The sequence below is a fragment of the Streptomyces sp. WM4235 genome, assembly GCF_001279725.1.
Taxonomy (GTDB): Bacteria; Actinomycetota; Actinomycetes; order Streptomycetales; family Streptomycetaceae; genus Streptomyces.
On sequence record NZ_LGDE01000458.1, the window covers coordinates 60042 to 72302 of the forward strand.

The 12261-nt window shown below is 68.5% G+C and carries 11 protein-coding genes and 1 riboswitch; of the genes, 6 read left to right on the forward strand and 5 right to left on the reverse strand.

The annotated features are described in order from the left end of the window. The first annotated feature begins 6 nt into the window (after positions 1 to 6). From ADK55_RS32385 to ADK55_RS32400, 4 genes are all read left to right on the forward strand, one after another. A complete protein-coding gene (locus ADK55_RS32385; RefSeq protein ID WP_053684003.1) occupies positions 7 to 324 on the forward strand; it encodes a cupin domain-containing protein in 318 nt (105 codons plus the stop codon). A gap of 133 nt (positions 325 to 457) precedes the next feature. After that, the gene (locus tag ADK55_RS32390; RefSeq protein ID WP_053684005.1) at positions 458 to 685 is read left to right on the forward strand and encodes a DUF5326 family protein; all 228 of its coding nucleotides are present in this window, start codon (positions 458 to 460) and stop codon (positions 683 to 685) included. 300 nt (positions 686 to 985) lie between these two features. Next, the gene (locus ADK55_RS32395) at positions 986 to 1711 is read left to right on the forward strand and encodes an IclR family transcriptional regulator (RefSeq protein ID WP_053684007.1); all 726 of its coding nucleotides are present in this window, start codon (positions 986 to 988) and stop codon (positions 1709 to 1711) included. A gap of 96 nt (positions 1712 to 1807) precedes the next feature. After that, positions 1808 to 2257 (forward strand): SsgA family sporulation/cell division regulator, encoded by a 450-nt coding sequence (locus ADK55_RS32400; protein ID WP_053684009.1) that lies wholly within the window; start codon positions 1808 to 1810, stop codon positions 2255 to 2257. A 62-nt stretch (positions 2258 to 2319) separates the two neighbouring features. Here ADK55_RS32400 and ADK55_RS32405 read toward each other — a convergent pair whose 3' ends face one another. Next, positions 2320 to 3711: a YibE/F family protein gene (locus ADK55_RS32405; RefSeq protein ID WP_371591416.1), complete on the reverse strand. Its 1392-nt coding sequence runs from the start codon at positions 3709 to 3711 to the stop codon at positions 2320 to 2322. A 72-nt stretch (positions 3712 to 3783) separates the two neighbouring features. Further along, positions 3784 to 3931: riboswitch (TPP riboswitch) on the forward strand. Here ADK55_RS32405 and thiC point away from each other — a divergent pair. Together thiC and ADK55_RS32415 are read left to right on the forward strand one after the other, a co-directional pair. Further along, entirely contained in the window at positions 3926 to 5713 is a 1788-nt protein-coding gene (gene thiC, locus ADK55_RS32410; RefSeq protein ID WP_053684012.1) for a phosphomethylpyrimidine synthase ThiC, read from the forward strand. (Overlaps the previous riboswitch by 6 nt.) 198 nt (positions 5714 to 5911) lie before the next feature. After that, complete coding sequence (locus ADK55_RS32415) at positions 5912 to 6961, forward strand: aldo/keto reductase (RefSeq protein WP_053684165.1); 1050 nt, start codon at positions 5912 to 5914, stop codon at positions 6959 to 6961. Here ADK55_RS32415 and ADK55_RS32420 read toward each other — a convergent pair. The 4 genes from ADK55_RS32420 to ADK55_RS32435 form a co-directional block, all read right to left on the reverse strand. Then, positions 6958 to 8103 (reverse strand): glycosyltransferase, encoded by a 1146-nt coding sequence (locus ADK55_RS32420; protein WP_053684014.1) that lies wholly within the window; start codon positions 8101 to 8103, stop codon positions 6958 to 6960. The two genes, ADK55_RS32415 and ADK55_RS32420, sit on opposite strands and share 4 nt — an antisense overlap. Positions 8104 to 8263: 160 nt before the next feature. Continuing rightward, complete coding sequence (locus tag ADK55_RS32425) at positions 8264 to 9076, reverse strand: NADH-quinone oxidoreductase subunit J (protein WP_053684016.1); 813 nt, start codon at positions 9074 to 9076, stop codon at positions 8264 to 8266. 148 nt (positions 9077 to 9224) lie between these two features. After that, complete coding sequence (locus ADK55_RS32430; RefSeq protein ID WP_063839678.1) at positions 9225 to 10502, reverse strand: metallophosphoesterase; 1278 nt, start codon at positions 10500 to 10502, stop codon at positions 9225 to 9227. Between the two features lie 291 nt (positions 10503 to 10793). Continuing rightward, a complete protein-coding gene (locus ADK55_RS32435; protein WP_053684018.1) occupies positions 10794 to 11909 on the reverse strand; it encodes a LacI family DNA-binding transcriptional regulator in 1116 nt (371 codons plus the stop codon). Positions 11910 to 12261: the final 352 nt, after the last annotated feature.

Genomic DNA, 12261 nt, shown 5'->3' on the forward strand with positions numbered 1-12261 from the left:
GGAACGATGAAGGTCTTCCGGCTGGACGAACTCGAATCGGAGCGGGCCGCCAACGACGGCGCCTACCTCCAGTTCCTGCGGGAGCGGAACATGTCGGTCGGGTTGTACGCACTCGACGCGGGGCAGAGCGATCCGCAGCAGCCGCACCGGCAGGACGAGGTGTACTACGTGGTGAGCGGCCGGGCCGCGATCACGGTCGGGGAGGAGACGGAGACGGTGGCCAACGGCAGCGTCGTCTACGTGCCGGCCGGAGTGCCGCACAAGTTCCACCACATCACCGAGCCGCTCAAGGTGTTGGTGGTGTTCTCCCCGCCGGAGGGCTGAAGGCCGAGGGTCGGGCCCCTGATCCCCCTAGGGGTTGGATCAGGGGGTTCCGAGGGCTCGCGGGACCCCGTTCGAAGCCGTGGCCTCCTAGCATCGAGAGCAGGAAGTCACGGACGAGGAAGAGGTAGGGGACATGGACGGGATCCGAGCGATGTTCGAGGGCATGCCGTGGTGGGTCAAGTGGATCGCCGTTCCACTGCTGGCTCTGGTCGTCTTCGGCGGTGTGATCACCGCCGTCCTCGGCACGCTGATCGCGCTCGTCTTCAAGCTGCTGCTCTTCGTCGCCCTGGTCGGCGGCCTGATCTTCGTGGTCAAGAAGTTCTCCGGCGCGGGTTCGAAGTCCTCCTCCCGCGACTGGTAGGACAACCCGCCCCACCGTCACCGGGATTGAGCCAGCAGGGGGAACGTGACGCGTGAAACCGTCCATACCCCAGGAATCGGCGGATAGAGTGGCAATCTGTGCCGTTCCCGGGGCACCGATAAAGCCGGTACTGCCGCTCTGACCCGCGGCTACGACGCATAGCCGACACGTGTGACCCCCAGGATCACGGCATGTGCGGGGGTGGCCCCCGCAGAGTGGGCCCCTCAAGGCCCGCGCCATGCCTGGGGGTGAGCTTTGTCTTCGGTTCACAATTCCGCTGTACCGACTCTGATCGGCTCGGTGCAGCGGGCGCTGAGACTGCTCGAAGCCGTGGCCTCCCACAGCGGGGGAGCGCCGGCGAAACAACTGGCGCGCGAGGCCGGGCTCCCGCTTCCCACCGCGTATCACCTGCTGCGCACCCTGACCCACGAGGGCTATTTGCGCCGGGAGGGCGGAGTCTTCGTGCTCGGTGCTGCCGCGGGACGGCTCGCCGTTGGGGGACTTCAGCAGAAACGTCGCAGCATGATCCTCGATTCGCTCGCCCACTTCCGCGACGCCGTGGGGGCTCCCGTCTACTTCGCGGTTTTCCGCGAGGGTGAGATCGAGGTCGTGGGTGTCTCGGACACCCAGTCCAGCCCGGCATGCGAGGAGTGGGCGGACTTCCGTGAGACCGGCCACGCCCACGCCATCGGTCAGTGTCTGTTGGGCCAACTCGACGACAAGACGCGCAAGGACTACTACGAGCGGCACCCGGTCGAGGCCATCACCCCCTACACGGTGCGGGACATGCGCTCCCTGGAGCAGCGCATCGAATCCCAGGGGCGGATGCAGCCCGTCGTCGAGCGGCAGGAGTACTCCCTGGGTACGGTGTGCGCGGCCATCCCGATCACTGCGGGAGACACTGCCGCGACCATGGCCATTTCTCTCCCCCTGCACCAAGAAGGTGAGTTGCTCAATGTAGTCAATCGACTACGGAGTGAAGTAGGCGCGCTGTTGAGCACCCTGTCCTTCTCTATCAGTATCTGAAAACTCACTCCTTGTGATCTGCAAGCACTTCCACCACTCTTGTCAAGAGGCCTAGAGGGACCATTCCTGGCCACTTCCACGACAGCGGGGTAGGCAATGCGCGAGTCCGTACAGGCAGAGGTCATGATGAACTTCCTCGTCTCCGAGGAGCTTTCGTTCCGGATTCCGGTGGAACTCCGCTACGACGCTCACGACCCCTACGCGGTGCGCCTGACCTTCCACCTCCCCGGAGACGCGCCTGTGACCTGGGCATTCGGCCGAGAACTGCTCCTCGACGGCATCAACAAGTCCTGTGGGGAAGGTGATGTGCACATCGCCCCCACCGACCCGGAAGAGCTCTCGGATGTGCACATCCGTCTGCAGGTCGGAGGAGACAGGGCGCTGTTCCGTGCCGGCGCGGCGCCGCTCGTCGCGTTCCTCGACCGGACCGACCGTCTTGTTCCGCTCGGTCAGGAGCGCACTCTGAGTGACTTCGAGGGGAACCTCGACGAGGCGCTCGGCAAGATCCTGGACGAATCCCAGCAGAACGAGCGGAACGCGGGCTGAGCCACTGCCCCGTTCGTCGCGCTCACCATCCGCCGTTGTCCCTGTCCGGTCCCACCCGAAGTTCAGCGCTTGCGCCGCCGGCCCCGGCCACCGCGTACCGGCCCCGCGGCCGTCGTGGTGTCCGGAGCGCCCGGGCGGTCGGCGGAGACCACCAACGCGGCCAGTGCCGTGGTGACCGGTACCGAGGCCACGAGCCCGATCGATCCCACGAGGGTCCGTACGATCTCCTCCGCGACCAGTTCGCTGTTGGCGACCGAGCCCACGCTGCTGTTCGCGATCGAGAACAGCAGGAGCAGGGGCAGCGCGGCGCCCGCGTACGCCAGCACCAGCGTGTTGACCACGGACGCGATGTGGTCGCGGCCGATCCGGATCCCGGCCCGGTACAGGGCGCGCGGGCCCATCTTCGGATCGGCCTGGTGAAGTTCCCACACGGCCGAGGTCTGGGTGACCGTCACGTCGTCGAGCACGCCCAGGGAACCGATGATCACGCCTGCGAGCAACAGGCCGCTCATGTCGATCTCCGGGTAAAGACCGTGGATCAGGCCGGTGTTGTCGTCGGTGTTCCCGCTGAGGAACGCCCAGCCGATGAACCAGGATCCCAACAGGCCGATCAGCAGCAGTGAGACGAGCGTGCCGAGCACGGCGACAGAGGTGCGCGCGGTCAGCCCGTGGCACATGTAGAGGGCGATCAGCATGATCGCGCTGGCCCCGATGACCGCGACGAGCAGCGGGTTGGACCCCTGGAGGATCGCCGGGAGGATGAAGAGGGTCAGGACGGTGAAGCTGACCGCGAGCGCGATCAGGGCGAACAGCCCGCGCATTCGCCCGACGATGACGACCGCGACGGCGAAGATCCCGGCGAGCAGCGCCATCGGGAACTTCCGATTGACGTCGATCACGGAGTACTGGAGGTCCCTGGGTGCGTCCGGGGCGTACGCGACCACCACTTCCTGATCCTTCGCCAACTGGCGGGGAGCGCCGGGCTGGACGATCTCGAAGAAGGTCCGGCCCTTGTCGGTGCCGCTGGTGACCTCGATGGTGGCCTTCTTGCACTCGCCGGTCTGCGCGGCCTGGGCCTCACGGCCCTCGGGGGTCGAGGTGTCGCCCGTGGGGGGTACCTGCGAGGCGTTCACCGACTTGCAGTCGACTTGGACCAGGGTGACGACCTTCCCCTGCTGGGTCTGGCGGTCGAACCCGACTCCGGTGCGCTCGTGGGCGGGGGCGCCCCCCGGCCAGAGGACCACCATGCCGATGAAGACCGCCGTGGCGAAGGGGATCAGTACGGCCGCGATGACCTTGCGCAGGTGCTTGGAAACGGGAGCAGCCGGGCCGTGGCTGTGGCTGTGGGAATGTCCGTGGGAGGGGCTTGGCACATGGTCGAGCGGGGCGTGTTCGTGGCCGGCGTGACCGGTGTGCTCTGTGGGCTCGGTGGGGGGCTGCGGCGAGGTCGTCACCGGCCGATCATCGCAAGAGATGAGGGGGCCCACTGTTCAGCACGCCACAGATGACGCTAGCGTGGGGGCACCTTTGCACAACGCGGGAGCTCGGAGCACCGGGCTGAGAGGACGCTGATCACCGTACGCACGTCGTAACGACACGTACGGGAAGAGGCTGCGTCGACCGCCGAACCTGTTACCGGGTAATGCCGGCGTAGGGAGATCAGGTCTCATGACCATTCAGGATGCACGCACGCCTGCCATCAGCCAGGCCGCCGAGGGCCAGACCGAGCGCCGGCCCGGCTGGCACAAGGGATACCTGGCGGGCTCCCGCCCCGACATCCGGGTGCCGGTCCGCCAGGTCCACCTCACCAACGGCAAGGACGTGACGCTCTACGACACGTCCGGTCCGTACACCGACCCCCGGATCGAGACGGACGTCCGCCGGGGTCTCGCTCCGCTCCGCGAGAACTGGATCATCGGTCGCGGCGACACCGAGGAGTACTCGGGCCGTCCCGTGCGCCCCGAGGACGACGGCATCAAGCACACGTCGCCCCGCGGTGGTCTCAAGAACCTCGACGCCGTCTTCCCGGGCCGGCCCCGTCAGCCCCGCCGGGGCCGCGACGGCGCCGCCGTCACGCAGCTCGCGTACGCCCGACGGGGCGAGATCACCCCGGAGATGGAGTACGTCGCGATCCGCGAGAACGTCTCCCCCGAGGTCGTCCGCGAGGAGATCGCGGCAGGTCGCGCCGTGCTTCCGGCGAATGTGAACCACCCGGAGATCGAGCCGATGATCATCGGCAAGCGCTTCCTGGTGAAGGTCAACGCCAACATCGGCAACTCGGCCGTCACCTCCTCCATCGAGGAGGAGGTGGACAAGATGACCTGGGCGACCAAGTGGGGCGCCGACACGGTCATGGACCTCTCCACCGGCCGCAACATCCACACCACGCGCGAGTGGGTGCTGCGCAACTCCCCCGTCCCGATCGGCACCGTGCCGCTGTACCAGGCGCTGGAGAAGGTCGACGGCCGTGCCGAGGACCTGACGTGGGAGATCTACAAGGACACGGTCATCGAGCAGGCCGAGCAGGGCGTCGACTACATGACGGTGCACGCCGGCGTGCTGCTGCCGTACGTGCCGCTGACCGCCCGTCGCAAGACCGGCATCGTCTCGCGGGGCGGCTCGATCATGGCCGCGTGGTGCCTCGCGCACCACAAGGAGAACTTCCTCTACACGAATTTCGAGGAGCTCTGCGAGATCCTGGCGACGTACGACGTCACGTACTCGCTGGGCGACGGTCTGCGCCCCGGATCCATCGCCGACGCGAACGACGAGGCGCAGTTCGCGGAGTTGAGGACGCTGGGCGAGCTGAACACCATCGCCAAGCGCCACAACGTCCAGACCATGATCGAGGGCCCGGGCCACGTCCCGATGCACAAGATCAAGGAGAACATCGACCTTCAGCAGGAGATCTGCGAGGAGGCGCCGTTCTACACGCTCGGCCCGCTGACCACCGACGTCGCTCCCGCGTACGACCACATCACCTCCGGCATCGGCGCGGCCATGATCGCCTGGTGGGGTACCGCGATGCTCTGCTACGTGACGCCCAAGGAGCACCTGGGTCTGCCCAACCGGGACGACGTGAAGACCGGTGTCATCACGTACAAGATCTCCGCGCACGCGGCCGACCTGGCCAAGGGACACCCGGGCGCCCAGGAGTGGGACGACGCCCTGTCGGACGCCCGGTTCGAATTCCGTTGGGAGGACCAGTTCAACCTGGCCCTCGACCCGGACACGGCCCGCGCCTTCCACGACGAGACCCTCCCGGCGGAGCCGGCCAAGACCGCGCACTTCTGCTCCATGTGCGGGCCCAAGTTCTGCTCGATGAAGATCTCCCAGGACATCCGCCGAGAGCACGGTGGTGACCTGAAGGCGGACGAGATCCAGGCGGGCATGGCGGAGAAGTCCGCCGAGTTCGCCGCCTCGGGCAACCGCGTCTACCTGCCGCTGGCGGACTGACGCAGGGCGCGGTGCCGCCGTTGTCCGGACCGGGGGGATCGGACAGCGGCGGCGCCTTCGTCTGTCGGTGGTGACGTTCGCCCGTTGGTGGTGACGTTCTTCCGCCGGTGGTGCCATTCGCCCGTCGGTGGTGCCATTCGCGCCTCGAATCCCTTGCGTTCGAGTGTGCTTCACCTCATAGAGTCCACCGCCATGACCATGCGATACAGGAATCTGGGCGGGACCGGCATCGAGGTGAGTGCGCACTGCCTCGGCACGATGATGTTCGGGGCCGTGGGGAACCCGGATCACGAGGAGTGCGTACGGATCATCCACGCCGCGCTCGACCGGGGGATCAACTTCGTCGACACCGCGGACATGTACTCCGCGGGCGAGTCGGAGGTGATCGTCGGCAAGGCGCTCAAGGGGCGTCGTGACGACGTCGTGCTCGCCACGAAGGTGCACTTCCAGATGGGCGAGGGACGCAACCGCAGCGGGAACTCGCGGCGGTGGATCGTCCGAGCCGTGGAGGACAGCCTCCGGAGGCTCGGCACCGACTGGATCGACCTCTACCAGGTGCACCGGCCCGACCACGGCACCGACGTCGAGGAGACCCTGGCCGTACTCGGTGACCTGGTGCGAGCCGGCAAGATCAGGGCCTTCGGGTGCTCCACCTTCCCGGCCGAGGAACTCGTCGAGGCCTACCACGTCTCGGAGCGCCGAGCGCTGCCCCGGTTCCGCACGGAACAGCCCCCGTACTCGATCCTCGCGCGGGGCATCGAGGCCGACGTGCTCCCCGTGGCCCGGCGCCACGGGATGGGCGTCCTGACCTGGAGCCCGCTCGCGTCCGGTTTCCTGAGCGGCAGGTACCGGCTCGGTGGGCCGGTCGACCTGACATCGGGGCGGGCGGCGCTGACGCCCGCCCGGTTCGATCCGGCGATTCCCGGCAACGTCGCGAAGCTGGAAGCCGTGGAACGGCTCGTCGAGTTGGCCGACGAGATCGGCTGCTCACTCCCGGAACTCGCGGTGGCGTTCCCGGTGGCGCACCCGGCCGTCACCTCGGTGATCATCGGTCCCCGCACCATGGAGCAGATGGAGTCGCTGGTCGACGGAGCGGGCCTGGTCCTCGACGACGCGGCGCTCGACCGGATCGACGAGATCGTTCCGCCGGGCCACAACCTCTACCAGCCCGACGGCGTCTGGCGCCCGCCGGCGCTGACGGAGGTCGCGCAGCGGCGGCGGACGCTCGCGGACCGCTCGGCGGGTTAGACCTCGAAGTCGTGCGATGTTTCACGTGAAACAGGCAGGCCTGTTTCACGTGAAACAGGCATCACGGAGCGGATAGGGGTACGGGAGACGGCGAACCGGCGGTTGACCTCGGTCTGCCGTCGGTAGGTCTCCGGCAGATCGGACATGGCGAGCAGCCGGTCGCAGGCGAGGAGGGAGCCGGCCACGTCCCCCACCCAGTACGAGGTGATCGAGTGCTCGAAGAGCAGGCCCCACCGGTACACCCAGGGCTGTACGAACAGCAGGTCGTCCGGAGCCCGCCGATCGAGGACGGCCCCGGTGATGGAGTGTGCCCCGTGGTGGCGGCCTTGGAGGCGCAGCCTGGAGGCGAGTTCGTAGCAGGCTTCCAGTCGCTCCGGCCGGGACTCCCAGGCCCGTGAGAGTGCGTCCATGGCGGCGGGCCAGTCTGCGGTGTCGCCGGAGTCGCCGCGCAGGATGCCGGCTTGGAGCAGTGCGCAGTAGACCTCCTCGGCCCACCCGCCCATGGCCGCGCGTCGCTCGTAGAGTCGGATCGCCGCCGCGGTGTCGCCCATGTCGCGAAGTGTCTGGGCGAGGTAGAAGACGGTCCGGGTGTTGGAGGGGTCTCGCTGGAACTCGGCTCCCAGCAGGCGGACGTCCCGTTCGAACTTGTCTTGCCGGGAGCCGCCGTCGGCGTGGTCCTCGATGACGAGGGCGTCGAGGTTCTCCTGGAGGCCGGGGAGTCTGTCGTTCTCGTCGCGCCGATCGCAGGTGAGGTACTCGTGGGTGACGCCCTCGTACCGCCAGGGGAGGTCGCCGCGGACCAGGCGTTTGACGCGGTACTCGGTCGATCCCTGATGGCGGAGCATGTACGAGTCAGCCGTGAGCGGCGGCAGGGGGCCGTCGGGGCGCAGGACGTGATCCGCGTCGAGGAGGAGCAGGTAGTCGGCCCGGCCGAGGGCGTGGTCGATGTTGAGACTCCGGTTGTGCCCGAAGTCGACCCACGGCTCCTCGCGCAGCTCCCCGGGGATCCCGTGCAAGGCCGTGTGGATCATCTGCCGGGTGGCGTCCGTGGAACCCGTGTCGGAGATGATCCAGGTGTCGATGAGATGTCGCACGGAGCCGAGGCAGCGCTCGATGACTGCGGCCTCGTTCTTTACGATCATGCAGAGGCAAATGGTCGGGTTCACGGCCGCTGACCCTAGGGACGGGCTCGCGGAGCCGCGGGACGGCACGCCGGTGCGCGGCTCGGGTGGACCCCGAGGCACCGCCAAGTGGCCGTGCCCGATGGGCCGTTCCGCCCAAGGTGGACAGCCTCCGATCAGGTCACTCCGATTCGTGCTCCGGGCCTCCGAAGTCCGGGCTGGTGAAGTCCGGCGGCGAGTAGCCGGGTCGGGTGGTCCCACCGGAGGTGCCGGGACTCGTGAAGTCCGGTGCGGTGTAACCCAGGTTGGGCATTCGGCTGGAGGGGAGTCGTCGTACGGGCGAGCCCGGGCGCGTGCTCGGATCGGCCAGGGCGTCCCGCAGGAACGGCATGATGCCCCGTTCCAGCAGGGCGTTGCGCCAGGCTTCCCGTGCGCGCGAGAGCTCGTCGGGCATCACCACGGTCTCCTCGGCCGCCACCTCGGTTGAGCTGTTGCGGACAGCGGTCACCAACAGCCCGATCACCGCGAACAGCAGTGCGGCCACGGTGAGGGCGCCGAAGAGCCAACCCGCCGTCAGCATCGTTTTGGCGAAAGCTGGTTCGGGGTCGAGCATCTTGAGGCTGTAACCCACGAGCAGGAAGATCAGCATGGCGGTGCCCGCCAGGACCGGCGCCAGTACGGCCACGATGGCGCTCACTCCGGCCCCGTCGTCCTGGCCGTCGTCCTGGTGCTCTCCGGCCCTTCCCGAGGCCGTCAGGGCCTCGTCGCGCAGGTCCTCGCGGACCTTCACGAAGTGGTTGTACTCGGCGGCGGCCGCCGCCGTCAGGATCGCGCTGGCGCCCATGGCCATGGTGCGCAACTGTTCGGCGTTCAGTCGTTCGCCCAGGGCGGCGAGTTCGGGCCGTTCGTTCGCTGTGCGCAGCGCCTCGTCGAGGAGCCGATCGAACTCCGGTCGGTCTTCGGTGAGCAGGTGCGGAGCGCTGGTCATGTGCATCCCCCGATGCTCCGTACAAGCCGGTATGCCCGCGTAGACCCGGGCGCCGGCACAAACGGAGGAGAGCCTGCTACGGATAGAGCGATGGTAGAGCGACCATGCCACGCCGTGACAGGGGCTTTCCGGAAATACCCCGCTCAGCGAACGGTCAGTCGCGCAGAGGCAGCTGTACGACCAGGAGCTTTCCGGCCATCGTGACCCCGCCGTCCATGGCGATGGCCAGCCTGTCCGCGTACACGTGCGGGCCGTCCACGACCTCGGGGCCGCGCGGTTCGTCGCCGTCCTCGGTGCCCACCTCGCCGAGCAGGTACGGGATGGGGCTGTGGCCGTGTACGACGCGGCCACCTCCGTAGGTGCCCAGGAGTTCCCGTACGGCCTGCGGGCCCGTTTCCTCGTCACGGAAGGCGAAGCGCTTGGTGAACTTTCGGAAGAGATCCCACGTGATGTCTGCGTCGTTGCGGTTGAGCAGCTCGTGGATGGTGTCGTTGACGTCCTCGATGGAGCTGCCGTAGTCGAGGTAGGCGGTGGTGTCGGAATGCAGCAGCAGGTGCCCGTCCTCCAGCGTGGCCGCGTCGAGCCGCGACATCCACTGGAGATGCACGTCCTCCAGCCGCTCCATGTCGGTGCGCTGACCGCCGTTGAGCAGCCAGGCGGCCTGGAAGGTGGCGGTGCCGGCGCCGGAGTGGATCGGGGTGTCGCCGAAGCGCTTGGCGCCGATGAGCAGCAACTCGTGGTTTCCCATGAGGGCCTTGCAGTAGCCGCCCGCCGCGGCGGCCTCGGCGGAGAGCCGCATGACCAGGTCGATGACCCCGATGCCGTCGGGGCCCCGATCGGTGAAGTCTCCGAGGAACCAGAGCCGGGCGTTGCCCGCGGACCACCGTCGGTCGGCGTCGATGAGGTTCTGGGCCTGGAGCTCGGTGACGAGCTCGTCCAGGTATCCGTGTACGTCGCCCACGACGTACAGCGGGCCGGGGCCGGGCGCCGTGGCCTCTTGGGGGACGTAGTGGACCTGGACCGTGTCACCGGGGCCGCCCTGTGCGCCCCGGCCGATGATGGGCAGGTCGCGCTGCGTGGGCGTGTAGCCGTCGGGGTCCTCGTCCTCGGCCGGCGCGGGTGCGTCCGGCACGTCCGACGCGGCGGGTGCCAGGCCCGTGTACGCGCCGACGACCCGCTGGTGGGGCACGTGTTCGGCCTCCGGGCGCACCGCGACGTGGTCCATCGGATGGGTCACGGGTTCCGCCCGGTACTCGGGCTGCCCGTGTCCGGGCGCGCCCTCGCCGTAGTACGCGGGGTACTCGCCGTACACGGGCTGCTCGCCGGACAGGCCGACGGACGCCGCGTACGGGGCGGGTTCGGTGACCGGCACGCGGAAGTCTCGCAGCGTGTCCGTCCGCATCGCGGGTCCCTGACCGGCCCCCTGAGTCATCGACCCCTCCACCACCGTCGCGCTGCCGTACACCTGCGGACCCTCTGACCTCCGGGTCGGAGGGTCCGTGATGTCGTGCGCCCATCATAGGAATGCGGCTCGCGCTCTGTGACGCACCAGGGGTGGTGAATCCTGGCCGGAGCCGTCCTTCCTGCCACTTTCGACCGATATATGTGTGGTTGAAATCTTTGGCGGGGCCGTCGGCCCCGCCGGTGTGGCGTCCGGCACCGCCGATTCGTTCAGTCGAGCGGTCGGTCGAGCGGTCGGTCGGTCGAGCGGTCGGTCGAGCGGTCAGTCCTGGGCCGGTGAGCGCGGCGGACTGACGGTCGTGCGGGGCTGCCTGCGCTGTGAGGAGGTGCGGATGATCAGTTCGGTCGGGACGACCTGTTCGACGGGCCGGCCGGTGTCGACTCCCTCGATCGCGTCGATGAGCAACTGCACGACGGCCGTGCCGATGCGCCGCGGTTTCAGGGAGAGGGTGGTGATCGGTGGTTCGGTGTTCGCGTACACGGTCGATTCGCTGCAGCACACGAGCAACAGGTCCTCGGGGACACGCAGCCCGTAGCGCCGGGCGGCGGCGAGCAGATCGGTGCCGTTGGGGTCGAAAAGCCCGTAGACGGCGTCGGGTCGGTCGGGTCGGGCGAGCAGCCGGTCGGCGGCGACCGCGCCCGCGCACGGGTCGTGGGCGGGGTAGGACTCGTAGACGGGGTCTTGGCCGACGCGCTCGCACCAGTTGAGGTAGGCGGTGGTGGAGAGCCGCGTGTAGGTGTCGGTGGTGGTGCCGGTGAGCAGCCCGATCCGGCGGGCGCCCGCGGCGGCGAGATGGTCGAGCAGGTTGAGTACGGCCGCTTCGTGGTCGTTGTCGACCCAGGCGGTGACGGGGAGGGACCCGGCGGGTCGGCCGTCGGAGACCACGGGCAGGCCCTGGCGGACGAGCTCGCTGACCACGGGATCGTGGTCGGAGGGGTCGATCACGACGGTGCCGTCGAGGGCCACGTTGGACCAGACGTCGTGTCGTGAGGTGGCGGGCAGGATGACGAGGGCGTAGCCGCGGGCGAGCGCGGCGGAGGTCGCCGCCCTCGCCATCTCCGCGAAGTACGCGAATTCGGTGAAGGTGAAAGGTTCATCCCCGTACGTGGTCACGGTCAGGCCGATGAGGCCCGACTTGCCCGTACGGAGGGTTCGGGCGGCGGCGGACGGGCGGTAGCCCAGCCGGTCGGCGACCTCGCGAACGTGGCGACGGGTGGCGTCGGGCAGCCGTCCCTTGCCATTGAGCGCGTCGGAGACGGTCGTGATGGAGACGCCCGCCGCGGCGGCCACGTCTCTGATGCCGGCCCGGCCCTGTCGGCCGCCGGTCCGCCGGGTGGTCTCGGTCCGGCTCACCTGATGCTTCCCTGCTGCTGTCATGGCGAGCCGATAGTAGGGCTCGTGGGGGCGGCTGGTCTGGGTGCATATGCACGCGTTGACAGGCACGTTTCTGCATGGTTCGCCACCCCCAATGACCTTGGAAAAGAAGGTTCTTGGTTGCTTGGAGCGGGAGTGGAGCTTGTCGGCGGGTACGGGCATGCCAAAACGGCACGCTGTCCGGTCGGTCGCAACTCACCTGCACGGGGGATGCGCGCCACGGCGCAGGCCACCGGCGCGCGCATATATGCGCGCGCTCCCCCTGTGATCCTGGCGCCTGCCATTCTCGGATCGGCGGAATCCTCATAAGGTGTGCAGCATTGAGTCGACGGCGACGTCGACGGGACGGTCGAGG

Coding starts and splice junctions, on each gene's coding strand:
- ADK55_RS32420 (WP_053684014.1), bottom strand. CDS start 8,103: ATGATCGTAAAGAACGAGGCCGCAGTCATCGAGCGCTGCCTCGGCTCC.
- ADK55_RS32425 (WP_053684016.1), bottom strand. CDS start 9,076: ATGCACATGACCAGCGCTCCGCACCTGCTCACCGAAGACCGACCGGAG.
- ADK55_RS32415 (WP_053684165.1), top strand. CDS start 5,912: ATGCGATACAGGAATCTGGGCGGGACCGGCATCGAGGTGAGTGCGCAC.
- ADK55_RS32390 (WP_053684005.1), top strand. CDS start 458: ATGGACGGGATCCGAGCGATGTTCGAGGGCATGCCGTGGTGGGTCAAG.
- ADK55_RS32430 (WP_063839678.1), bottom strand. CDS start 10,502: ATGACTCAGGGGGCCGGTCAGGGACCCGCGATGCGGACGGACACGCTG.
- ADK55_RS32385 (WP_053684003.1), top strand. CDS start 7: ATGAAGGTCTTCCGGCTGGACGAACTCGAATCGGAGCGGGCCGCCAAC.
- ADK55_RS32400 (WP_053684009.1), top strand. CDS start 1,808: ATGCGCGAGTCCGTACAGGCAGAGGTCATGATGAACTTCCTCGTCTCC.
- thiC (WP_053684012.1), top strand. CDS start 3,926: ATGACCATTCAGGATGCACGCACGCCTGCCATCAGCCAGGCCGCCGAG.
- ADK55_RS32435 (WP_053684018.1), bottom strand. CDS start 11,909: ATGACAGCAGCAGGGAAGCATCAGGTGAGCCGGACCGAGACCACCCGG.